This is a genomic window from Roseobacter sp. N2S, from assembly GCF_031454055.1.
In the GTDB taxonomy this organism is placed as follows: Bacteria; Pseudomonadota; Alphaproteobacteria; order Rhodobacterales; family Rhodobacteraceae; genus Amylibacter.
On the sequence record NZ_JAVDQB010000003.1, the window covers coordinates 400,279 to 424,034 of the forward strand.

The following is a 23,756-nucleotide window of genomic DNA, read 5'->3' on the forward strand; positions in this document are numbered from 1 at the left end:
AACACCTTAAATTGCATGGAAAAGACGAAAATGATCCAAGTTTTTGGCCATTTGGCCCCCGATACAGACGCAACCGGCTCCGCTATTGTGTGGTCTTGGTATCTGAACGAAGTCAAAGGTCAGGCGGCCGCGCCAAAATTGTTGGGCACGCCAAACACCGAGGCTGCTTTCGTTTTGACCCGTTGGGGCTTTGATCAGCCAGAAATTATTGCCGATGTGGCTGCAGGCGATGACGTTGTAATCGTTGACACCAACAACCCTGCGGAATTGCCGCCCTCGATCAATGATGCGAATGTTGTGGAAATCATCGACCACCACATGCTGGTAGGTGGTTTGAAAACCAAAGGCCCGATCAATATTACTGTACGCCCGCTGGCCTGTACTGCGACCATTATGGCCGACCTGATGGGCGACGATCTTGCCAAAGCCCCTGATGCGATCAAAGGTGTGATGCTGTCGTGCATTATTTCCGACACGCTGGAATTCCGCTCGCCCACCACAACAGAAGTGGATGTGGCGCGCGCCAAGGCGCTGGCCACTGAACTGGGCGTGGACATTGCCGAATATGCGGCTGAAATGTTTGCTGCAAAATCCGATGTTTCGGCGTTTTCCGATGCGGAACTGCTGCGGATGGATTCCAAACAATACGAAGTGGGCGGCAAGAACTTCCGCGTGTCGGTTCTGGAAACAACAACACCAGCCATCGTTCTGGATCGCAAAGCCAGCTTGATGGACACAATGAAAACAGTCGCCACAGAAGACGGTGTCGATCAGGTTCTCTTGTTCGTGGTGGACATTTTGAACGAAGAATCAACCCTGCTGGTGGCCAATGATTTGGTGAAAACCGTTGCTGAAAAATCTTTCGGGGCCACCGTTTCCGGCGACACTGTTGTGTTACCCGGGGTTGTCAGCCGTAAAAAGCAAATCATCCCGCAATTGGCCGTGTAACAACGCCAAGACAGAAAATTATCGAAAGGGAGGCGGTTTGCCTCCCTTTTTTTATGCAAAAATGGCGGATTTGACGTTTTAGGCTTTCAGATCAATCGGCGGGCTTCGTAGAGGGGAGGGGTGGCGAAAATCCATCACGCAATTAAATTTCGTCACAGAGGTGCATTTTTTATGATTATTGCTATTGCGATTTTTGCTGCGTTGCGGCATTTAAAGTGCGAACGTAGCGATTAGCTGACTCGCTACTCGTATTGCCTAACGCAGGAGAATAAATCATGGCCCCACTCGACGCCGGATATGAAGCCCCCGAGAAAGATCTTTATGAGGTCGGGGAAATACCTCCAATGGGTCACGTGCCCAAACAAATGTACGCATGGGCGATCCGCCGGGATCGTCACGGCGAACCTGATAAGTCGTTTCAAGTTGAAGTGGTGGATACGCCGACGCTCGACAGCAACGAGGTTCTGGTTTTCGTGATGGCTGCGGGTGTGAACTATAACGGGGTTTGGGCCGGTTTGGGCATTCCGATTTCTCCGTTTGATGTACACAAGGCTGATTACCATATCGCCGGGTCCGATGCCTCGGGCATCATCTGGGCTGTTGGGGATAAGGTGAAACGCTGGAAAGTCGGCGATGAAGTGGTGATCCACTGTAACCAAGACGACGGTGACGACGAAGAATGTAACGGCGGCGATCCGATGTTCTCGGACAGTCAGCGGATCTGGGGATATGAAACGCCAGATGGGTCATTCGGGCAGTTCACGCGCGTGCAGGCACAGCAATTGATGCCACGCCCGCAGCACCTGACATGGGAAGAAAGTGCGTGTTACACGCTGACACTGGCCACGGCCTATCGTATGTTGTTCGGCCATCGCCCCCATACGCTGAAGCCGGGTCAAAACGTGCTGGTTTGGGGCGCTTCGGGTGGTCTGGGATCGTTTGCGATCCAGTTGATCAACACCGCAGGGGCCAATGCCATCGGGGTGATTTCCGAAGAAGACAAGCGGGAATTCGTGATGTCTTTGGGTGCCAAAGGCGTGATCAACCGCAAGGATTTCAACTGCTGGGGTCAATTGCCCGAGGTGAACACCGACGAATATAAAGCTTGGTTCGCAGAAACCCGCAAATTCGGCAAAGCCATCTGGGACATCACCGGTAAGGGCAACAATGTGGATATGGTGTTTGAACACCCCGGCCAAGCCACGTTCCCTGTGTCCACCTTTGTGTGTAAAAAAGGCGGTATGGTTGTGATTTGTGCAGGCACCACAGGGTATAACCTGACCATGGACGCGCGTTATATCTGGATGCACCAGAAACGTGTTCAAGGCAGCCACTTTGCCCACCTGAAACAAGCCGCCGCAGCCAACAAACTGATGATGGAACGCCGTCTTGACCCCTGCATGTCAGAGGTTTTCCCATGGGAGCAAATCCCTGCCGCCCACGTGAAAATGCGTAAAAACGAGCATAAGCCGGGCAATATGGCTGTGTTGGTCAGCGCGACACAAACAGGTCTGCGCACCTTTGAGGATACCCTAGAGGCGAGTAAGGCCAAGTTCTAAGGTTAAAAATGAAAAACTTTAGCGTGCAATTTCCGCAGAAATTGCACGCTAACCCATAGGCCTAAGGGCCTAAAAAAATCCAAAAATCTTGTAAATTCAATAGGGTCCATTTTCGGAACTCCCTATTTATGGCTAGTTTACTCAGGCGAGTGTTTCGTGCCATGATACTCGTGGTATAGTTGTATTAATAATCTGTTAACCTTTGTAAACGAGAGTGCTTATGTCACAAGAATGGATTGTTAACGTACTTCAGGATCTTCGGAATTTTGCAAACCAGAACCAGCTCGATAAACTGGCGGAACATCTGGACGACACCATCCATGTTGCTGTGGCAGAGACAACAGCAAAGGCCCGCATAATTGCGGCGACGGAGGGCAATGCAAAGTCAAATCGAAGCGTTTCTGGAACGCGTAGAGCAATGTAAGACGCTGGTCGCGTTGAATGAGGTGGTCAGTGAGTTACGCAATATTTTTCAGGTTAACCATGTTGTGTATCATTCGGTTAACAGTTTAGGCGAACCCTACGCTTTGGCGACCTATGCAGAGGATTGGGCGGCTCATTACGAAAACGAGGAATTGTACCGGATTGATCCGGTAGTGCTGGGCGCTTTTCAACGGTTTCATCCCTATAATTGGAAATCTCTAAGTTGGGAAAAAAAGCCTGCGCGGCGGTTTTTTAAAGAGGCATTAGACGGCGGTGTCGGGAACCAAGGGGTCTCGGTTCCCATTCGCGGCCCCCACGGAGAATTCGCCTTATTTTCCGTCAGTCATGTCTGCTCGGATGAGGTTTGGACCCGATTTTTGTCCCAACAAATGCCCAACCTTCTGCTGATCGGCCATTACATCCACGCCAGCATCCGTGCCTTGGAAAATCTCAACGAACCGGCAAATTACGTGGCTTTGTCACCCCGTGAAACGGATGCGCTACGTTTACTTGGGACGGGGATGAATCGGGGCAATGCCGCAGAGTTTCTGCAGATTTCAGAGCATACGTTGCGGGTTTATATTGAATCGGCACGGTTTAAATTGGGCGCTTCCAACACCACGCACGCAGTTGCAAAAGCAATGGCGCAGGGGTTGATAAGTATTTAAAAACAGAATGTTGCGATGAATTCATAATCCTTAATGAATCCTCACCCCATGGTGCGGTCATAATTTGTTAACCACGGCCCGCAAAGGCTCGGCGCAGTTAATCTTGAAACAGAGATTGCCTGTGCTGTGACGCCTAAAACCCCCAGCAATCAGGCGATCCAGCGCACGGAGCCGCCTGCATGCTATCCTATATCTACGCCGACGAAATTGCCGCCTTTCCCTTGTTGCAAGAAACTATGTTTAAAGACCGCAAGGTACAGTTCCATGATCGGCTTGGCTGGGAGGTAGCAATTGATGCCGCAGGCCACGAGCGGGATGAATATGACACCATAAATCCGCTTTATGCGATCTGGCAACTGCCTGATGGCAGCCATGGCGGGTCAATGCGGGCGCTGCCGACCACGGGGCCTTGTATGACAAATGACCATTTTGGGGATATTACGGGCGGGCCGATCACCAGTCCGCTGATCTGGGAAAGCACACGGTTCTGCCTGTCGCCGCGGGTGGATTCAGCTGCGGGGCAGATTTCGGCGGCAATCATGCTGGCGGGCTGTGAAATTGGCTTGAACTTCGGGCTGCGTCACGCTGTCGGCGTGTTCGATCCCCGCATGGTGCGGATTTATCGCCGTCTTGGCTGGTCACCAGAAGTTTTGGGCAGCAAGGGCGTGGGGCGAGGCCGTGTTTCTGTGGGGCTGTGGGAATTTTCAGAAGGCATTCGCCGAACCCTGTGTCAGGCGGCACAGGTGACGCCAGCCCAGTCTACGGGGTGGTTTGAAGACTGCTTCGGGCCAGCATCCGTGTTACGGCAAGCGCCGCAAAGGGTTTAAGTTTCGCAATTTCAGGGGCAGAAAGCCGTTCAGATTGGCACAGGGTTGCGCTATGTTGGTGCGAAACAAGACCGGACCCGAGGCCATGCAGTTTTCCGAAGATCAAGCCAGCGCTTATGATGCTGTGTCCGATGTGCTGAAAGCCTCGGGTGTGGATTTGGAAAACGGGATGCTGATCCCTGAAACCACCGGAAAACAGCAGACTTTGGCGGTTTTAGGCAAGGCGGGGTCGGGCAAAACCATGCTGCTGGCCAAAATTGCCGATGCGTTGACAGATGCGGGTGTGGATACCATCAGCGGAGATTACGAGGGTCGTGCCCGCAAGGAACGCCGCACACTGGCTATTCTGGCCCCCACCAACAAAGCCGCCAGTGTACTGCGCAATCGCGGCGTGGCGGCCACGACGATTCACCGGATTTTATACACGCCGATGTATGATCCCGAATATGAAAAGATTGCCGAATGGCTGGCAGGTAATGCCGAAAAGCCGGAAATCGAAGGATTAACCGATATCGCGCTGGATCGGGCGATGGTGTTTTATCAAACCAATAAATCTATCCCTGGCGCTTTGGCCGTTGCGGGGTTGCGCGGCTCTGATTTCATCACCGGATGGAAGCGCCGCGAAGACCCGCTGGATGTGGGGTTTGTGGATGAATCCTCTATGTTGGACGACAAACAACTGGCTGATTTGCAAGAGATTTTTTCAACCTTGATCCTGTTTGGCGATCCAGCACAGCTGGCCCCAGTGGGACAGTCAGGCAGTATGGCGTTTGACGGGCTGCCAGAGCCGCGAAAGCTGTTTCTGAGCCGCGTACATCGGCAGGCGCAGGACAATCCGATCCTTGATCTGGCCCATGCGCTGGCGGACCCCGCGCTGCAATTTCATGATTTCGAGCGGATGATCGAAGAAGCCGCACGCAAAGACGAGCGGGTAATTGTGACCCCGCGTGTGGATGCCAGCGCAATGGCGCGCGCGCCGGTTCTGGTGTGGCGCAATGCCACCCGCATCCGCCTGATCCACGCCTTTCGCAACGCTTTTGGTGCGCCAGCAGAAATGTTATTACCGGGCGAGCCGTTGATTTGCGACGGGTTGGAATTGCCGATGAAACACCGCAAAAAACGCATTGATCTAGAAGCCCGCGGGCTGATCAAAGGCGCACAAGCGGTGTATTTGGGGGAAGGGCGCAAGCCGGGGTTTTCCCGCTTACATGTGATTGGCGCAGAGGATCCGCAGGTGTCGGCCGCGACGATTATCAAGATTGAATTGCCGGATCAGGAGGAGCCGTTTATCCCCTCTGCGGCGCGGATGGGGGCGGCCTTTGTGCATGGCGCAGCCTGTACGATCCATAAGGCGCAGGGTTCGCAATGGTCGGATGTTCAGGTGTTTGCGCCTGATATTTATGCCGCCAGTCGGGCGGGGCGCACCGAGGCGGGGATCGCCCTGTGGAAGCGATTGGCCTATGTGGCGATCACACGCGCCGAGCATCGCTTGTTCTGGGTGACGCGATACATGTTGGCCAAACCAACCGAGGCGTTGGGAGTTGATGACCTGCGCACGGTGGCGGCGCCTGTTTTGGAACTGGCAGCGCCTGAGGCTGAATAGGCGTGAATTTAGGGGCGCTGCCCCTAAGACCCCGGGATATTTTTAGAAAGAAGAAGCGGGGTGGCGAGGTTTTGGGGCATCCGTTTTCTAAAATACGAGGTTCATCATGACCATGGAGACGATCAGGAACAGGACTGTCATAATGCCACCCGTGCGCAAGAAATCCACCACGCGGTAGCCTGCAGGCCCCATGATAAGCGCGTTGACCTGATGGGTGGGGATCAGGAACGAGTTAGATGTGGAAATTGCCACGGTCATGGCAAAGATTGCCGGATCACCGCCCGATGCCACTGCGATCGAGACTGCGAGGGGGACCAGCAGAACGGTTGCGCCCACGTTCGACATGACCAATGTAAAGATGGTCGCAAGGATCGCAACGCCCGCTTGAAGCGACCAAATTGGCCATCCGTCAAGTACGGTCAAAACGCCTTGGGCGATCCATTCCGCCGTGCCAGTCATTTGCACAGCTTGGCCAAGCGGGATCAAGGAGGCGAGCAGGAACACTGTATTCCAGCCCACTGCATTATAGGCGTCGTCAATGTCAATCACACGAGTGACGATCATGCCAGCCGCACCCGTCAGCAGGCACAGCGACAGGCGCATATCGGTGAACAGGATCAGGCTTAGCGCGACGACGAAAAACAACACGGCCCAGCCGACTTTTTGCGGGCGTAGTTCTTCTTGGGGGAAGTCGGTTGTGACGACGACGAAGTCGCGGCCCTTTTTGATGCGGGTCAGGTTTTCCCATAAGATATGCACCACCAGTGTGTCGCCAGCACGCAGCGGGACGCTGCCAATGCGAGTGGCTTCGTGGTCTTCGTGCTCAACGTGGCTCATGGTGTCATCGCCGCGGTGGATCGCCAGCATGGACATGCCATAGGTTTTGCGCAGGGCCAGTTCTTGGGCAGTTTTGCCGATGACTTGGCTGTCTGGCGGCACAACAATTTCCGCAACGCCTGATTTGGTCGGGGCGAATTCTTCGGCAAAGATGTCTAGGTTTGGCTTGATTTCCAATCCATAGATATCGGCCATTTCCTCAATCACTTTGCGCCGTCCAAGGATGGCAAGGCGACAGGGAGTGGTGATTTCGGTGCTGACCACGGGGGCAACCCAGCGGTGGCCTTGGAAATAGCTGCCGATGATATAGCAGTGGTGAACTTCCATCAGATCGTTGAAGGTTTGGCCGAGCAGGATGTTGCCTTCGGGGATTTCGACCTCAACAATATCGGCTTTTAGGCCGTAGAGCCGTTTTAGGTAGGCGTTCATCGACTGACCTGATGCGCCGTCACCTTTGGCTGTGCTGCCGGGCAGAACCCAGCGACCGAAAAAGGTAAAATAACAGATGCCCGTTAGCACCAGTGCGATGCCAACCGGCGCCACGGAAAACAGCGAAAAGGCGTCCATCTGGGCATTGGCAGGCAGGTCTTTATTGGCGGTTTCGATCAGATCATTCAGCAGGATCAGCGGCGAAGACCCGACCATAGTCATGGTGCCGCCAAGGATTGCGCAAAAGCCCATGGGCATCAGCAGGCGGGACATGGAAATATTGGTGCGCGATGAAATGCGCGACACGACTGGCAGGAACAGGGCGGCAGCGCCCACATTCTGCATAAAACTTGAAATAAACCCGACTGTGGCCGAGATGATCGGAATAATCCGACCCTCGCTGGTACCGCCATATTTCAAAATGGCCGAAGCGACGCTAGACATCAGCCCCGTTTTATCCAGACCCGCGCCCAAAATCATAACGGCAATAATGGAAATCACCGCATTAGAGGCAAAGCCATCGAACAGGTGGTTGATTTCGATCAGACTGCCAAGGCCAGGCAAATAACTTAGCGCGCCAAGCATGACCATCACGATGATTGCGGCCACATCGACGCGCACGACTTCGGATACGAATAACACCACTGTGAACCCCAAAAGGGCCAGTACAACGATCATATCGGGGGTTAGTGTTATTGGGTCCACGGGGCCTTAACCTCTTGTCGTTCAGGTCTTTATTTGTATACGCGGGCTAGGCGTGTCGGGCAACCAGCCAGTTGGTATTATTCAGGCTCTGTGTTTGGACTTATGGGGATACACTGCACGTTTGCATGACCGCAGGAGTCAGGTTAGGTTTTCGCAAGTAAATATCTTGGGGCAATCGGGCTATGGCACAGACAATTGTGATCACAGGGGCGGGCAGCGGTATTGGCGCTGCTACGGCTGAAACGTTTTTAAATGCGGGCTGGAATGTGGGTTTGATCGGCCGCCGTGCAGCACCTTTGGAACAGGTGGCGGCTGGTCGTTCGGCAGCACTGGCTTTGCCGTGTGATGTTACGGATGAAACACAGGTAGAAGCGGCTTTTGATACCGTTGCAGCGCATTTTGGCCGCGTGGATGCGCTGTTTAACAATGCAGGCACGGGCGTGGCGGGATCAAGCATTGATGAAATGGACGTGGCAGCCTGGCGCAACTGTGTGGATATCAACCTGACGGGTAGTTTTTTATGCGCGCGTGCCGCATGGCGGATTATGCGTGGGCAATCACCGCAAGGCGGGCGGATTGTGAACAACGGGTCGATTTCTGCCACGACGCCGCGGCCGGGAACGGCGGCTTATACGGCGACAAAACATGCCATTAGCGGGCTGACCAAAACTTTGGCGCTGGACGGTCGTGCCGTGAATATTGCTTGCGGACAGATCGACATTGGCAATGCCCATACCGAAATGGTTGCGCCAATGATTGCGGGTATTCAGCAGGCGGATGGGTCCATGCGACCGGAATCGACTATGGATGTGCAGCATGTGGCGGATGCGGTGCTGCATATGGCAAGCCTGCCGCTGGATGCGAATGTCTTGTTCATGACAGTGATGGCCACGGATATGCCGTTTGTCGGGCGCGGCTAAAGCAGTTTGCGCATCACAAGTGCCGAAGATTTTTGCCCATTAGGGCCGTTGTAATAATCCTTGCGGATGGCGCGGTTTTCGAACCCTGCGCTTTGGTACAACTGGATCGCCGGGGTGTTATCATCCACAACTTCGAGGAAGATTTCTTCGCAGTTGCGGGAATTGAGGTCTGTTATCAGGGCATTTAGCAGGCTGCGTGCCAGCCCTTGGCGGCGTGCCTCGGGGTGGACAGCGATGGTCAGCAATTCGGCCTCGGGGCCTGCAAGGCGGATGATTGCAAAGCCCAGCTTGGCGGTCTGAATGATACACTGCGGAGAGGCTGACAATTCGGCGAATTCCGCTTCGGACCACGGGCGGGGCTGTGTGAAACAGGCGGCGTGGATTGCAGCCATTTCCGCAGGGTTCATGGCAGAATCAACGGCGGCTGTTCAGACGGGAGGGCCGCATCCGGCGCGCGCACATAAAGCGGTGCAGGGCGCGGTTGGTCGGTGCCAAAACGCTGGGACGCCAGAATAGCCATATTCTGCAACAGATGTTCGGGTGTGATTTGGGTTAGTCGGGGCAGGTCTATGGGGGCATCTGACACAAATGGCAGGTCTGTTGGGAAATCTGCGACGTCGGACAGGGCCACGTCTGTTTGCGGGGTGCCTGCGTCAAAACGCTGGTGGTACATCCGATTTTGACGGGCGTCGACAACCGCGATTTGCTTTGATTCTGTGCCGTAGGCAATTGCTTCTAAACGAGAAATGCCAATTGCGGGAAAGCCCAAAGACAGGGAAAGCCCCCGTGCCGCAGCCACGGAAATACGGATGCCCGTAAAGTTTCCCGGACCAATGCCAACAGCAATAGCGGATAGGTCGGGCCAGTCATGGCCAGCTTCAGACAGAACGCGGTCAAGGATCGGGAACAGCTGTTCAGCCTGTCCTTTATTCATTGGTTCAATCGCGCTTGCCAGAACGGTATCCCCCTGAAACAGGACAGCCGCGCAATGCGCGGCTGCTGTATCAAAGGCCAGAATAAGTGGTTCAGGCGGCAACGGGGCGCACCTCGGTCACTTCGGGGATATAGTGGCGCAGCAGGTTTTCGATGCCCATTTTCAACGTGATGGTCGATGATGGGCAGCCCGCGCAGGCACCCTGCATGTGCAGGTAGACAATGCCGCGATCAAAGCCGTGAAAGGTGATGTCGCCGCCATCTTGGGCCACCGCAGGGCGCACCCGTGTATCCAGCAAGTCTTTGATTTGCTGAACGATCTCGCCGTCTTCGCCTGTGTGTTCTTTGTGACCTGTGTTTTCCGCATCCGCGCCCATGACAGGCTGGCCGGATTGGTAATGTTCCATGATCACACCCAGAATCGCGGGTTTGATGTGGTTCCATTCAATGTTTTCCTGCTTTGTGACGGTCACAAAATCAGGGCCAAAGAAAACCCCAGTGACGCCGGATACCCGAAAGATCATCTGCGCCAGAGGCGAGGCTTGGGCGGCGTCTTCGGTTGGGAAATCAGCGGTGCCTGTTGCCAGAACCGCCTGACCGGGCAAGAATTTCAATGTGGCCGGGTTCGGCGTGCTTTCGGTTTGAATAAACATGTCTCATACATCCTTTTGGAAGGTTGCCCTAGATATGCGCTTGGATCGGCGCTCTGTCAAGATTTAGAATTATTCTAAAGATGCGGCGATCTGGCGGAAAACCTCGATATTCATTTGCGAGACAGCGCCGTCGCCTTCACGAAAACGGGTGTCGCCTGCGTTCACGGCGATCACCACCTGACGTTGGCTGTTTACATATATGTACTGGCCGTAAATGCCGATGGCAAAAAATTCACCCTCGGCGGCATTGTGGGGACGCCACCATTGATAGCCATAGCCATGTGCGCCCTCAGGTGTGGTGGCGTTTTGCGGGTCTGGGGGCGGTGCGGATTGCGCGGTGGAGGCTTTGACCCAATCCGCAGACACAATCTGTTGTCCGTTCAGCTGCCCTTGTTGCGCAAACATCAGACCAAAACGGGCATAATCCCGTGTGGTCATGTTCAGGCCGCCCAGAACAAAAGGCTCGCCCAGACTATCGGTCAGGAAGTAGGGCGTTTGTTCCAGCCCCATGGGTTGGAAAATCAACTCGGACACCAATGCGTTGGTGCCGCGCCCTGAAACCGCCCGCATCACCATGCCGATCACATGGGTGTCGATGGACACATAGTGGTTGTAGGTGCCTGCAGGCCATTGCTGTTCGCGCAGCCCTGCCGCAAAAGCATCCATTGATCCGCCGATGGCCAAAATGCGACCCATGCGGTTGATATCAGAATGATAATCCAGATAATCCTCGTTAAAGGCGACGCCGCTGGCCATGTTCAAAACATTGCGGATGGTGGCGGTGTTATAGGCAGACCCTTGCAACAGCGGCACCAGATCGCCGATTTTTGTGTCAAAATCCGGCATCATACCGCGATCCACCATCACGCCAAAGGTGGCTGAAAGGATGCTTTTGGACATGGACCACGAAATGCGCCGGTCCTGTGCTGTGGTGCCGTTCAGGTAGGTTTCATGGGCAATGGTGCCGTTTTTAAGAACGACCAGCGCACTGATGTTGCGCTCGGCTTGCCAAGTGTCCAGATCAAAGCGCCGCCCTTGATGAGTGAAGCTGCGTTCAATATTGCGTGGCGCTGCGGGGAGTGGGCTGACAGTTTGTGGGGTGACCTGTGCGTCTTGGTTGAAAAACAACGCGCGCATGTCGGTGAAATTTTCGGTGATGTTCTTTGGATCAAACAGTGTACCCACTTTTGCAACGCGCTGTATCCCTTTGAAATCAAGCCGAAAAAGCAAGCGGCTTAGAATTTTGGCGGTATCGCCTAGTTCAGCAAAATCAGGCATTTTATCTGTCCAGCTTTATGAAAACTTATCCATTAAACGTTGCATCGGGCTGCGGGTGTCGGGTTCGGGCGTGGCTGGCTCTGCCGGTTTTGCGGCCTTTGGCGCAGGTTTGGACGGGCGCGGCGGCACCACACGCAGCGCGACGGCATTCATGAACCGACCGCTGTCGCCTGACGCAAGATCCTTGGCTCCGTCCGAAATACCGCGCAACAGATCGTCGATCCAAACCTCATCCGCTTTTGAAAAATCATGCAGGACGTATCCCGCAACCGCCTCTTTGCGGCCAGGGTGGCCAATGCCGATCCGCACGCGGGCGTAGGTTTCGCCGATGTGTTGGTGAATGGAGCGCAACCCGTTGTGGCCCGCATGGCCGCCGCCCTGTTTGACGCGGCATTTGCCGGGGGCAAGGTCTAGTTCGTCGTGAAAAACGGTGATGTCGTCAGGGGTGGCTTTGTAAAACCGCATGGCCTCGCCCACGGATTGGCCGGACAGGTTCATAAAGGTTTCGGGCTTGATCAGGATAACCTTTTCGCTGCCCAAGCGGCCTTCGGATACTTTGCCCTGAAATTTACTGCGCCACGGGGCAAAGCCGTGATCTTCGGCGATGCGATCAAGGGCCATAAAGCCGATGTTGTGGCGGTTGTTGGCGTATTTCGCGCCCGGGTTTCCAAGGCCGACAAAGATTTGCATGGGGTCTGGTCCTATTGCCGAGAGGTCGATTCGATGGCTTTATAACGGGTATCTGTGCGGGATGCCAAAAACGCAAAGAAAAACCCCGCGTGTTCCGATGAACTCGCGGGGTTTCAATTTTCCAAACGCGACAGATTTATTCTTCTGTTGCGTCTTCTGCGACTTCATCTTCTGCTTCGTCGTCAGCATCCGAAGATTTCAGGCTGGACGGTGCAGAGATGTTTGCAATCACGAAGTCACGGTCTGTAATCATCGGGCGCGAGCCTTCTGGCAGGGTGACGTCGGAAATGTGAACGATATCGCCCACATCCAGATCAGCCAGATCGATTTGGATCGCGTCAGGGATATTGCCCGCAGTCACTTTCAGTTCGATCTCGTTACGTACAGCAGTCAGAACACCGCCGCGTTTCAGGCCAACGGATGTTTCTTCGTTGATGAATTCAACAGGCACAAACAGGTTCACACGGGACGTCCGACGCAGGCGCATCAGGTCGAGGTGAACAGGAAGGTCTTTGACAACGTCCCGTTGTACGTTGCGGCAGATCACGCGCACGTCTTCTTGGCCTTCAACCTTCAGGTTGAACAGGGTGGACAAGAAACGGCCAGCTTTCAGCTGTTTGAGCAGTTCGTTAAATTTTACGTTGATCGCGATAGGCTCTTCGCCACCGCCGTAAACCACACCTGGTACTAGTCCGTCGCGACGGGCTTGACGGGCGGCCCCCTTGCCGGTCCCCGTACGTGGTGTGGCGTTGATGTTTGGCATCTCGGCCATGATATTCTCCAATGTGCAAATGGCGGCAATCCTCCAAGGGTGTAAGTGCCGCGTGAAGCGCTGCATTAGGGCAGAAATGGCAAAAGGGCAAGGTGGAAAATACCAGTTTTTGCTGAGGAAAAGGCAACAGGGCTGGCATTTGCGCCTGTAAGGGCAGGTTGAACCACCCGCTGCATTTATAAGCGGGTGGCCATCGGGACTAGGCGCTGGGGAAGCGGATTACTCCCATTCTCCGCGAAAATCTTTTGGGATCAGCAGGTTATTGCGTCCCATATTGTTCAGATCCCGCTCTCCGCACAGGGCCATAGTGGTATCGAGCTCTTTCTGGATCACTTGAAGCGCGGTTTTCACCCCTTCGCGGCCCATAGCGCCCAGACCATGCACGAAAGAGCGCCCGATCATTGTGCCTTTGGCCCCAAGGGAAATTGCCTTCAGTACGTCTTGGCCTGAACGGATACCACCGTCCACATGGACCTCGATCTGGTCGCCAACCGCATCGACAATATCAGGCAGCATCCGGATTGAGGAAATGGCCCCATCCAACTGCCGTCCGCCGTGGTTGGACACGATCAACGCATCCGCGCCAACCTCGACAGCGCGTTTGGCGTCTTCGACGTCCAGGATGCCCTTGATGATCAGCGGGCCACCCCAGCGTTCTTTGATCCACGCCACATCGCCCCAGTTCAACGCGGGATCAAACTGTTCAGCCGTCCAAGCGCCAAGGTTTGCCATATCCGTGACGCCTTTCACATGCCCCACAATATTGCGGAATTCGCGGCGTTTGGTGTTCAGCATATTATAGGCCCATTTGGGCTTGGTCGCGATGTTCAGGATATTCGGAAGGGTCAGGCGTGGCGGCGCAGTCAGGCCGTTTTTGATGTCTTTATGACGCTGCCCCAGAATTTGCAGGTCATAAGTCAGCACCAAGGCAGAACATTTTGCCGCCTTTGCGCGATCAATTAACCTGTTAATAAAGTCGCGATCCCGCATCACATACAACTGGAACCAAAAGGGTTTTGTGGTGTTTTCGGCCACATCCTCGATCGAACATATGGACATAGTGGACAGAGTGAAGGGCACGCCGAATTCCTCGGCGGCTTGGGCGGCAAGGATTTCGCCGTCAGGGTGCTGCATTCCCAACAAACCAATGGGAGCCAAGGACACAGGCATCGCGTATTCCTGCCCCAGCAGCGGCATTTTAGTGGTGCGGTTGGTCATATCCACCGCAACTTTCTGGCGCAGACGCAGGCGCGAGAAATCATCTACATTGTCGCGAAAGGTCTGCTCGCTCCAGGATCCGCTTTCGGCATAGTCATAAAACATCCGCGGTGTGCGTCGTTTGTGGAGTGCTTTCAAATCGTAGATGTTGGTTATTGGTGCCATGCCCAGACCTCTTGTTCAAATTCTCGGTCAGAATAGGGGCAAGGGGATGGGGTTCTCAAGTGGGGAAACGCGAAAACTGGTCAGGCGAGTTGACCAGAGTGGTTGATTATTCGCGCTGGGGCGGATTTGGGGCAAACCTTTACCGTTTCCGACGCAGCAAGCGGCCCACCAGATAAGACGTGCGCGGCACGTAATTATAACGGGTTTTTGTGCCGCTGGTGGGGCGGGCGGTCATGCGGGCCAGACCGAAGATGACCAAAAACACATGGGCGGCAGAGATGAACAGGAACAGGGCAGAAGGGCCGAAACTGCCGATCAGGGCAGCGGCTATGATCGGGCTAAAGATTGCACCGATGGCATAGAGAAACATCAGGGATGCGTTCACTTCGACGATGTTTTCCGGGTTGGCAAAGTCGTTGGCATGGGCGGCAGAGACTGAAAATATCGGGAAGGTGGTGATGCCAAATAAGGCGGCCATGACAAACACGCCGCCAAAATTGGCAGGGCCGACAAAGGAAAACCCGACGCAAACAATGATAGAGGTCACGGACAGACCGATCAGAACATGGCGGCGGTCGTATTTATCCGCCAGCCAGCCGACGGGAAACTGCGCCACCGCGCCGCCTACCAGAACGGTGGCCAGAAAATAGCCGATTTGCTGCGCGCTCAGACCGACTTCCTGTCCGTAGATGGGGGAAACCATCCGAAAGGCAGCTGATGTTGTGCCCGCAACCATCACACCTGCCGCCCCCAACGGGGATAGCAATGCGGTGCGGATCGGGTGCAGCCGCGGGGCGGCAGGGGTTTTGGGTTGCTCAGACTTTGACAGGGTCAGGGGAAACAGGCAGGCACAACAGAAAATCGCCAACAGGTTGTAAGACATGTAAGAACCGGGTTCCAACACCCCGATCATCAGCTGCGCCATGGAAGACGCTCCAATATCCACCACGCGGTAGGTGCCCATCACGCGGCCTCGGGTCTGGTTGGTCAGTTTGGCCTGCATCCAGGATTCTACCACCGTGTAACAGCCAGCTACACAGAGGCCCGTCATGATCCGCATGATGGCCCAAGCGGTGGGATCCACCATCATTGGATGGGCAATCGCACCAATGGCCCCAAAGGCAGCAAAAGCGGCAAAGGCGCGGGTGTGCCCCACGGACCCCATCAAACGCGGTGACCACCAGCATCCTACAAAGAAGCCCAGAAAATGCGCCGATCCCAGCAGACCGATCTGTGTTTGGGAAAATCCCAGTTTCAGCCCCGACAAAGCATCCAATGGCCCGATAGCACCCGAGGACAATTGCAAAAACGTGATGGATAGAAAGAGGGCGGCAAAGGAAATCAACAAACGCATCGGAGGCTTTCAACTGTGTATGTCTGCCACCTTGGCGCAGCGCTGTCGTAAAACCTGTTAGTTTTACGACAGTCCCATGCCGTTTTTGGGGATTGGCAAATCTAAGTTGGCTGCGACGCTAAACGACTGGGGCGGCACAGCCCCAACCCGTTCAAAAATTTTGGGGCTGCAACGCGCGCGCCATATGATCGAGCACTGCGTTAACGAACTTGGGCTCACGCCCGTCCGGAAAAAACGCTTTGGCCACATCAACATATTCAGAAATAACAACTTTTGGCGGTGTCGGCTCGCTTACCAACTCTGCGCCAGCCGCGCGGAACAGGGCGCGCAATGTGGGGTCGATCCGTTTCAGGGGCCATTTTTCAACCAGCGCTTGATCAGTGTGTTGGTCAACCTTGGCCTGATTGCTGACCGCTGCTGTCAAAAGGCGTTCAAAGAAATTTGCGTTGCCTTCCAGCCAGTCATGCTCTTCTTCTTGTGCGCCAAAACGGTGGGTCAGAAACTCTTCGGTCACTGTTTCTACGTCTGAATCAGAGGCCTCCATCTGGAACAGGGCCTGAACCAGATACAACCGCGTGGCGGATTTGATTTGTCGTTTGTCCGCCGGTTTCATGCTGTTTTATCGTCCTTGATATCGCCCGCCATCAAGATGTGCTCGGACGCGGGTTTGAACCCGATGCTTTTGGTTGTGTTCATAAAACGCCGTGAAATGGCGATCAGGTGGAGCGCGGCTTGGGCTGCGCCGCCGCCTTTGTTCTGGCCGTCTGATGCGGCGCGCACCTCTGCTTGGGTGCGGTTTTCGACGGTTAAGATGCCATTACCAAGGCAGAACCCTTCGATTCCCAAACGGCTCAGCGCGTGGCTGCTGTCATTGCAGACGGTTTCGTAATGGGTTGTTTCACCGCGAATAACGCAGCCAAGGGCGACAAAACCGTCAAAATCGTTAGACCGGCTGGCCAGCCGGATCGCTGTCGGGATTTCTAATGCGCCTGGAACTTCGATCAAGTCGCAGGTTGCGCCTGCGGCTGTGATCGCGGCTTTTGCGCCTGCAACCAGATTATCCGCGATGTCTTTGTAATAAGGCGAGACCACAATCAACAGATGCGGTGCATCCGCGTCGTCGAATGTGGGGCTGGGCAGCACGTAATGGGTTTCAGAACCGGCCATGGGTTACGCTTTCGTGATGGGGCGGGTGCCCACGATGTTCAGGTCATAGGCTTCAAGCCCGATGATTTTGGGCATCGGAGAATCCGTCAGCAGGATAAAATCCCGCAAGCCCAAAGACGACATGATCTGTGATCCCAGACCTGTATACCGCAATTGCCGCGGGGTCGAGCCTTCGTCCAGTTGCAATTTGGCATTCAGATCGCGAAACAGGATCACAACGCCGCGCCCCTCTGCGGCGATGGTTTCCATTGCATGGGCCAACTCGCCAGCAGGTGCAGGGCCAAGGCCCAGCAGATCTTCGAGCGGGTTCAGCGCATGAGTGCGTACAAGAACGGGGGCAGGGGTGGTGATGTCCCCTTTGACCAGAACCACATGTTCGGTTTCATTGGTCTTATCGGTGAAAATCCGCAGGTTCCAATCGCCGCCATAGCTGGATGTAACTGTCCGGCTGGCGGTTTCATGCACCAGATTGTCATAGCGCAGGCGATAGGCAATCAGATCGGAAATCGTGCCGATCTTAAGCCCGTGCAATTGGGCATAGCCAATCAGATCGGGCAGACGGGCCATGGTGCCGTCGTCGTTCATGATTTCACAGATCACACCGGACGGGTTCAACCCCGCCAGCCGAGACACGTCCACCGCGGCTTCGGTGTGGCCGGCGCGCACCAGAACGCCGCCTTCGCGGGCGCGCAGCGGGAATACATGGCCGGGGGTCGCGATATCTTGTGCGCCGCTGGTGCCATCAATGGCCACTGCGATGGTTTTGGCGCGGTCATGGGCAGAAATACCAGTTGTCACCCCTTCGCGGGCTTCGATCGACACGGTAAAGGCTGTTTCATGGCGCGAGGAATTGGCCGTGGCCATCATCGGCAGGCCAAGTGCGTTCAGGCGTTCGGATTCAAGGGACAGACAGATCAGCCCGCGCCCGTGAGTTGCCATAAAGTTAATCGCCTCTGGCGTGGCCATTTCAGCAGGAATAACCAGATCGCCTTCGTTTTCGCGGTCTTCATGATCCACCAGAATGAACATCTTGCCCGCTTTGGCATCGGCGATGATGTCCTCGATCGGGGAAATCATGTCGTGAAAGGAGTCGTCGGTCATAATAGCAGGCCCTAAGCGTTGGTCATTTCGGCAAGACGGGCCACATAGCGCGCCAGCGTGTCGATTTCCAGATTGATTTGATCGCCCAGCGAAACATTGCCCCAAGTGGTGTGCTGTTTGGTGTGGGGGATGAAATTGATGTCAAAATCCGTGTTGTTCACCCCGTTTACCGTCAAAGACGTGCCGTTCAGCGCCACTGACCCTTTGGACGCGATGAATTTTGCCAGCGCCACAGGGGCACGCAGGGTGACGCGGGTGCTATCGCCTTCATCGTGAATTTCAATCACCTCGGCCAGACCGTCCACATGGCCCGACACAATATGCCCGCCCAGTTCATCCCCGACCTTTAAGGCGCGTTCCAGATTGATCGGGCGATTGGCGGCCCAAGTGCCAAGGTTGGTTTTGGACACGGTTTCGGCGGAAATTTCCACATCAAACCAGTTGGCGTTCTGGGTGGTGCCGGACTCGATCACGGTCAGGCACACGCCTTCGCAAGCAATAGAAGCGCCCAGATCAATGGTGCTCGGGTCATATTGCGTTGTAATGCGCGCACGCAGATCGCCGCGCTGTTCCAGTTCGGCAACCTTGCCAATGTCGGTAATGATACCTGTGAACATGTTTTTCACCTGTTTTTTGCTCCTTTGCACCTAGCTCTTGTGTACAAATTGAGCAAGTCCAACTATGATTTTCTGCGGGTCTGACGGGGGGCTCTTGCAAAATTTGGTGATGCAAATCGGCACTTATCTGATTGAAAACTGTGGTTGCACAGTCACACGATGGGATTATGCGTGGCCATTATATCGAATTCGCAATATATCACGCAGGTAGGGGCGTTGGGCCAAAAAATCAACGGTATGCTAGAGTTGCGCCAAGATAAGAAGTCGTTTTTGTTTTTGCAGGGTCCACACGGCCCGTTTTTCTATGAGCTGAGCAAAGCAATTGCCCAGTCTGGCGCGGATGTGACCAAGATCGGCTTTAATGAGGGGGACCGGTTTTTCTGGCGCAATCGCAGTACATTTGTGGCCTTTACCAAACCCTATGAACAATGGCCGCAATATCTCGAAGATTTTCTGAAAACAGGCATTACCGACCTTGTGATCTATGGCGATACCCGTCCTTTACACAAAACCGCCGTTGAGGTGGCCAAAAGTCTGGGCATTCGGGTGCATTGCTTTGAAGAAGGCTATCTGCGGCCCTATTGGGTCACCTACGAGCGGGGCGGGGTGAACGGATTTTCCCGTCTGATGGATCTTAGCGTTGCCACCATGCGCGAAGCGTTGAGCCATGTGGATAATGACCAGCCAGAGGCTCCGGCCCGCTGGGGGGATATGCGCCAGCACATTCTTTTGGGGGCGATTTATCACTGGCATATTCTGTTCCGAAATCGGCGCTTCATCAATTATAAAACCCACAGGGACAGCCCTGTAAGCCATGAATTCTGGTTGCATTTCAAGCGCTTGATCACACGTCCCGCCCATGCCTACCGGCGCTGGCGGGCGACTCAGTCAATCAAGCGCAACGGGTTTGTCTATCATCTAAGCCTGCTGCAATTAAGCCACGATGCCTCTATCCGCAGCCATTCGCAGTTTACTGGAATGGCTGAATTCATGCGCATTTGCGTAGAGGCTTTTGCCCGTAAAGCCCCGAAACACCACCATCTGGTTTTCAAATCCCACCCGCTAGAGGACGACCGCCAGCCCTTGTCTTTGGTGGCCGAACAACTGGCGAAAGAGTTTGACCTGATAGGGCGTATCCATTTTGTGCGCGGCGGAAAACTGGCCGAATTGCTGGATTATGCCCGCTCGGTTGTCACCATCAATTCCACCGCCGCACAACAAGCCCTTTGGCGTGGATTGCCGGTCAAGGCGCTGGGGGCGGGGGTGTTTTGCAAGCCTGAATTTACCTCGGAACAGCCGCTTGATGCGTTTTTTGCGGCGCCAAAGAAACCGGACCTGACGGCCTATCGCGACTATCGCCAGTTTTTGTTGATGACATCCCAGATCACCGGCGGGTTTTATTCCCGCAGGGGACGTGTGCGCCTTGTGCGGCAGGTGGTGGATATGGTTTTGTCAGAACAAGACCCCTATGAAGCTTTGGAGGCCGCAAACGCGTCTCCATTGCAACAGTTTCAGGTTGTGAAATAGCGCCGCGAATCAAAAGGCTTTGATTTCCTTACGCTATGTGCCACCCTAAAAGAAAAAACTGAGGCAGTTTTGACAAAAGGGGCAGAAACTTTGTCAAAAGTTAACACACCTAAAGCCGGGTTATTGGCTCTTTTCGTTATGGCGTTCGCCGTGTCATCCTGTGGGTTGCCGCGTCCAGGGCCCAATAAACGGGAAATCTTTGCTGGTAGCGTCCAGCAACAGGGCAATGCCTACATCGTTTCCGTTAATGACCGCGTGGTTCAGGCAACGGCCGATGCGCCGAATGCCGGTTTTGACGCAGAATTCCTGAAAGCGGGTAACATCGGCGCGGATACAATCCGGCGCGGTGATAAACTGCTGCTGACGGTCTATGAAAACGTCGAAGAAGGGCTGTTTGGCACCGCTGGCGCGCCCTCGACCCTGACAGAATTGCAAGTGGACCAGACGGGGCACATTTTTATCCCTTACGCTGGCCGTATTCGCGCTGCGGGCAACACGCCCGAGGCTTTGCGCCAGATCATCACGCGCAAACTTGATGCTCAAACTCCTGATCCACAGTTCATCGTCGCCCGCGCGGCGGGGGACGGATCAACCGTTTCCATCGTTGGCGCAGGTGGTCAGGGCGTTTTCCCGATCGAGGCTTCGACCAGCACGCTGTCAACTATGATTGCAGCGGCAGGCGGTGTAACCACCGATCCAGAAAATACCCGCGTTAGTGTGATCCGTGGATCCCATAAAGGCACGGTCTGGCTGGAAGACCTGTTTGCCAGCAATGAACAAGACATCGCCCTGCGCCCTGGTGATCGTATCCTGATTCAGGAAGACACCCGCCGCTTTACCGCACTTGGTGCCATGGGCGGGCAGTCTTTGGTGGAATTCCCCCAACCCACCATGAATGCCATCGAAGCGATTGCCTTTATGGGCGGTTTGAACAGTAATCTGGCGGACCCGACGGGCATTTTTATCTTCCGCGATGAATCCCCCGACTACGCGAACCGCGTGCTGGGTCGGAACGATTTCACCACCTCGAAACGGTTCGCTTATGTTCTGGATCTGACAGAACCCACGGGCGTGTTTTTGGGGCGTGATTTTGAAATCCGCGACGGCGACACGATTTACGTGACCGAGGCACCTTATGTGCAATGGACCAAAACACTGTCGGTCCTGACATCCAGTACCGGTGCTGCAAATTCACTTGTTGCAGCGACGGGTGGCTAAGGCCGCCCGCCCGAACCGATGAAACAAAAAAGACCCGCGCACTTGCCTGAAAACAGCACGCGGGTCTTTGGCTTTTCATTAAGTTTCTTTTTCAACAAACCGTTGCGAACGGCTTTAAAATCTGCGGGATTGAAGCCGCGATTTGGCTGGCCGCGTTCTGGGGATAACATCCTGATTTGGGGGCGAAAACCCATATCCAAACGTGGTATTCGCATTGCCAACGCAACAGGTGCCAGCCTTATCACGGCAGAGGATGGTTTCCTGCGGTCTGTGCGAACCGGCCGTCAAGGTGATGCGCCACTCTCCCTCATTCAGGATCGTCAGGGCATCTATTTCGAACCTGACCGTCCGAATGATCTACGTGATATTTTGCGGGCTGGGCCTGCGCTGGACGCACCACAAACCCAAGCAGCAACTGATGGAATTGCCCTTCTGCGGGACGCGCACCTATCCAAATACAATGATTTTGATCTGGCTGTGCCCGACCTGCCAGACCGGTTTGTGCTGGTGGTGGATCAAACCTTTGGCGATGCTTCAATCACGGGGGCAGGGGCGGATGCAGGGATGTTTCAACATATGCTGGATGCCGCATTGGCCGAGCATCCGGACGGGACAATCCTGATCAAGACCCACCCGGAAACGCTGGCCCAAAAACGTCGGGGCTATTTTGACATTGGCGATCAATCCGAACGGGTTGTTCTGTTCACCGAACCTGTGTCGCCGTGGATTTTGCTGGATCGCGCCCGCGCGGTGTATTGTGTATCTTCGCAAATGGGGATGGAAGCAATATTCGCGGGCCATCGCCCCGTGGTTTTTGGCAATGCGTTTTATTGCGGTTTGGACCTGACCGAAGATCGCCATCCGGCGGTCACGCAACTGGGTTCCCGAAGCGTGGAGCAACTGTTCCACGCGGCCTATGTTGACTATTGCACTTGGGTTGATCCCCACACCCGAAGCCCGTCCGATTTCATCGCAACGGCCCATTCTTTGGCAGCTATGGCGGCCTTCAGGCGGGCCCATTCCAAACCAAAAATCTTTGTCGGGATGCGCTTGTGGAAGCGCGGCTTTTTACGCGGCTTTTTTGATCAAGGCAGTGGCGCGCCGCAGTTCATTGAAACCCCAGAGCAGGCGGCAAAGGCAGCAAAGAAAAAACAGGGCGGCGTCTATGTCTGGTCTGGCAAGGAAACCGAAGCATTGGCAAAGGCCTGCGCGGCGGCGGACGTTCCGTTGGTGCGTGTCGAGGATGGATTTTTACGCTCGGCAGGGTTGGGCGCAGCACTTGTCGCGCCGGTGTCTTTGGCGCTGGATGACTTGGGGATTTACTATGACCCAACCCGTGAAAGCCGCTTGGAAAGGCTGATTGCGCAGAATGCAGGCTTATCAGATCGCAAACGCGCGCGGGCTGAAGCATTGCGTCAGGCAATAACCGCGCTTGGTTTGTCAAAGTATAATCTGAAAACAACAAGGCAGGTTGAATTGCCAAAAGGCCGCCATCTGGTTCTGGTGCCAGGGCAGGTGGAGGATGATCAATCCATCCTGAAAGGCACGACGACGGTGGCCACCAATCTGGCGTTGCTGCGACAGGCGCGTCTGCGATTTCCCGATAGTTTTATCCTTTATAAACCTCATCCTGACGTCTTGGCGGGGTTGCGCGATGGCGGGCAGGCCATGGGGGAAATTGCGCAGATTTCAGATATGGTGGTGGAACAGGCGGATATTTCAGCGCTGTTGGATCGGGTGGATTGTGTGGCCACCATGACCTCGCTCACCGGATTTGAGGCGTTGCTGCGTGGTAAATCCGTCGTTTGTTACGGGGCACCCTTTTACGCGGGCTGGGGGCTGACCGAAGACTTGGGCGATGTACCTGATCGGCGGACTGCGCAGGTATCACTGGAGGGGCTGATCCATGCTGCCTTGGTGGATTACCCGTTGTATTGGGACCCTGTTTCCGGGTGGCCCTGTGGGGTGGAAACCGTGTTAGCGCGTTTCGCATCGGGGCAAGTGGCGGGCAGGAAACGGATTGCGATCAAGGCCTTGGCCAAGGTGCAAGGCGTTTTTGCCAGTTACGCGCATTTGTGGCGCTGACTTTGGATTTGGGCGTAGAATAGGTATTTACGCTCTAAAGAAGCCGATAGGTGTGAGGG

General features: G+C 54.9%; 22 protein-coding genes. 9 read left to right on the forward strand and 13 right to left on the reverse strand.

Annotated features, from left to right (window positions below):
- Positions 1 to 30 precede the first annotated feature (30 nt).
- The 5 genes from GGE09_RS11015 (at position 31) to GGE09_RS11035 (ending at position 6,028) form a co-directional block, all read left to right on the forward strand.
- Positions 31 to 948 carry a manganese-dependent inorganic pyrophosphatase gene (locus tag GGE09_RS11015; protein ID WP_309746176.1) on the forward strand — a complete coding sequence of 306 codons (918 nt, stop codon included), beginning with the start codon at positions 31 to 33 and terminating at the stop codon, positions 946 to 948.
- A gap of 275 nt (positions 949 to 1,223) precedes the next feature.
- Positions 1,224 to 2,507, forward strand: coding sequence for a crotonyl-CoA carboxylase/reductase (gene ccrA / locus GGE09_RS11020; protein WP_309746177.1), 1,284 nt, complete (start codon positions 1,224 to 1,226; stop codon positions 2,505 to 2,507).
- Between the two features lie 377 nt (positions 2,508 to 2,884).
- Complete coding sequence (locus GGE09_RS11025; protein ID WP_309746178.1) at positions 2,885 to 3,598, forward strand: autoinducer binding domain-containing protein; 714 nt, start codon at positions 2,885 to 2,887, stop codon at positions 3,596 to 3,598.
- Between the two features lie 179 nt (positions 3,599 to 3,777).
- The gene (locus tag GGE09_RS11030; RefSeq protein WP_309746179.1) at positions 3,778 to 4,425 is read left to right on the forward strand and encodes an acyl-homoserine-lactone synthase; all 648 of its coding nucleotides are present in this window, start codon (positions 3,778 to 3,780) and stop codon (positions 4,423 to 4,425) included.
- 52 nt (positions 4,426 to 4,477) lie between these two features.
- Positions 4,478 to 6,028: an AAA family ATPase gene (locus GGE09_RS11035; protein WP_309746180.1), complete on the forward strand. Its 1,551-nt coding sequence runs from the start codon at positions 4,478 to 4,480 to the stop codon at positions 6,026 to 6,028.
- Positions 6,029 to 6,115: 87 nt separating this feature from the next.
- On the opposite strand, the gene GGE09_RS11040 is transcribed toward GGE09_RS11035, so the two are convergent.
- Complete coding sequence (locus GGE09_RS11040) at positions 6,116 to 7,972, reverse strand: SLC13 family permease (RefSeq protein WP_405048546.1); 1,857 nt, start codon at positions 7,970 to 7,972, stop codon at positions 6,116 to 6,118.
- Positions 7,973 to 8,181: 209 nt separating this feature from the next.
- On the opposite strand from GGE09_RS11040, the gene GGE09_RS11045 reads away from it, so the two are divergent.
- A complete protein-coding gene (locus GGE09_RS11045) occupies positions 8,182 to 8,919 on the forward strand; it encodes an SDR family oxidoreductase (RefSeq protein WP_309746182.1) in 738 nt (245 codons plus the stop codon).
- On the opposite strand, the gene rimI is transcribed toward GGE09_RS11045, so the two are convergent.
- The 12 genes from rimI to GGE09_RS11105 all read right to left on the reverse strand — a co-directional run bounded on the left by rimI (position 8,916) and on the right by GGE09_RS11105 (position 18,867).
- Entirely contained in the window at positions 8,916 to 9,326 is a 411-nt protein-coding gene (gene rimI / locus GGE09_RS11050) for a ribosomal protein S18-alanine N-acetyltransferase (protein WP_309746183.1), read from the reverse strand. The two genes, GGE09_RS11045 and rimI, sit on opposite strands and share 4 nt — an antisense overlap.
- Positions 9,323 to 9,955 carry a tRNA (adenosine(37)-N6)-threonylcarbamoyltransferase complex dimerization subunit type 1 TsaB gene (tsaB, locus tag GGE09_RS11055; protein ID WP_309746184.1) on the reverse strand — a complete coding sequence of 211 codons (633 nt, stop codon included), beginning with the start codon at positions 9,953 to 9,955 and terminating at the stop codon, positions 9,323 to 9,325. Before tsaB ends, rimI begins: the two co-directional genes overlap by 4 nt.
- A complete protein-coding gene (locus GGE09_RS11060) occupies positions 9,945 to 10,505 on the reverse strand; it encodes a NifU family protein (RefSeq protein ID WP_309746185.1) in 561 nt (186 codons plus the stop codon). The genes tsaB and GGE09_RS11060 overlap by 11 nt, the downstream gene beginning before the upstream one ends.
- 69 nt (positions 10,506 to 10,574) lie before the next feature.
- Positions 10,575 to 11,783: a serine hydrolase gene (locus GGE09_RS11065; RefSeq protein ID WP_309746186.1), complete on the reverse strand. Its 1,209-nt coding sequence runs from the start codon at positions 11,781 to 11,783 to the stop codon at positions 10,575 to 10,577.
- Between the two features lie 15 nt (positions 11,784 to 11,798).
- Complete coding sequence (gene pth / locus GGE09_RS11070) at positions 11,799 to 12,473, reverse strand: aminoacyl-tRNA hydrolase (RefSeq protein WP_309746187.1); 675 nt, start codon at positions 12,471 to 12,473, stop codon at positions 11,799 to 11,801.
- Between the two features lie 136 nt (positions 12,474 to 12,609).
- Positions 12,610 to 13,245, reverse strand: a complete 636-nt coding sequence (locus tag GGE09_RS11075; RefSeq protein WP_405048543.1) for a 50S ribosomal protein L25/general stress protein Ctc — start codon at positions 13,243 to 13,245, stop codon at positions 12,610 to 12,612.
- Positions 13,246 to 13,464: 219 nt separating this feature from the next.
- Positions 13,465 to 14,628: an alpha-hydroxy acid oxidase gene (locus GGE09_RS11080; protein ID WP_309746188.1), complete on the reverse strand. Its 1,164-nt coding sequence runs from the start codon at positions 14,626 to 14,628 to the stop codon at positions 13,465 to 13,467.
- 139 nt (positions 14,629 to 14,767) lie between these two features.
- Entirely contained in the window at positions 14,768 to 15,982 is a 1,215-nt protein-coding gene (locus GGE09_RS11085) for an MFS transporter (RefSeq protein ID WP_309746189.1), read from the reverse strand.
- A 151-nt stretch (positions 15,983 to 16,133) separates the two neighbouring features.
- Positions 16,134 to 16,595, reverse strand: a complete 462-nt coding sequence (nusB, locus tag GGE09_RS11090; RefSeq protein ID WP_309746190.1) for a transcription antitermination factor NusB — start codon at positions 16,593 to 16,595, stop codon at positions 16,134 to 16,136.
- Positions 16,592 to 17,149, reverse strand: coding sequence for a 6,7-dimethyl-8-ribityllumazine synthase (locus tag GGE09_RS11095; protein ID WP_309746191.1), 558 nt, complete (start codon positions 17,147 to 17,149; stop codon positions 16,592 to 16,594). Before GGE09_RS11095 ends, nusB begins: the two co-directional genes overlap by 4 nt.
- A 3-nt stretch (positions 17,150 to 17,152) precedes the next feature.
- Positions 17,153 to 18,250: a 3,4-dihydroxy-2-butanone-4-phosphate synthase gene (gene ribB / locus GGE09_RS11100; RefSeq protein ID WP_309746192.1), complete on the reverse strand. Its 1,098-nt coding sequence runs from the start codon at positions 18,248 to 18,250 to the stop codon at positions 17,153 to 17,155.
- Between the two features lie 11 nt (positions 18,251 to 18,261).
- On the reverse strand, positions 18,262 to 18,867 hold the full coding sequence (locus GGE09_RS11105; protein WP_309746223.1) for a riboflavin synthase: 606 nt from the start codon (positions 18,865 to 18,867) through the stop codon (positions 18,262 to 18,264).
- A 171-nt stretch (positions 18,868 to 19,038) separates the two neighbouring features.
- Between GGE09_RS11105 and GGE09_RS11110 the strand changes: the two genes are divergently transcribed.
- From GGE09_RS11110 to GGE09_RS11120, 3 genes are all read left to right on the forward strand, one after another.
- Positions 19,039 to 20,394, forward strand: coding sequence for a capsule biosynthesis protein CapA (locus tag GGE09_RS11110; RefSeq protein ID WP_309746193.1), 1,356 nt, complete (start codon positions 19,039 to 19,041; stop codon positions 20,392 to 20,394).
- Between the two features lie 123 nt (positions 20,395 to 20,517).
- Positions 20,518 to 21,612, forward strand: a complete 1,095-nt coding sequence (locus tag GGE09_RS11115) for a polysaccharide biosynthesis/export family protein (RefSeq protein WP_309746194.1) — start codon at positions 20,518 to 20,520, stop codon at positions 21,610 to 21,612.
- A gap of 42 nt (positions 21,613 to 21,654) precedes the next feature.
- On the forward strand, positions 21,655 to 23,697 hold the full coding sequence (locus GGE09_RS11120) for a capsular polysaccharide biosynthesis protein (protein WP_309746195.1): 2,043 nt from the start codon (positions 21,655 to 21,657) through the stop codon (positions 23,695 to 23,697).
- Positions 23,698 to 23,756: the final 59 nt, after the last annotated feature.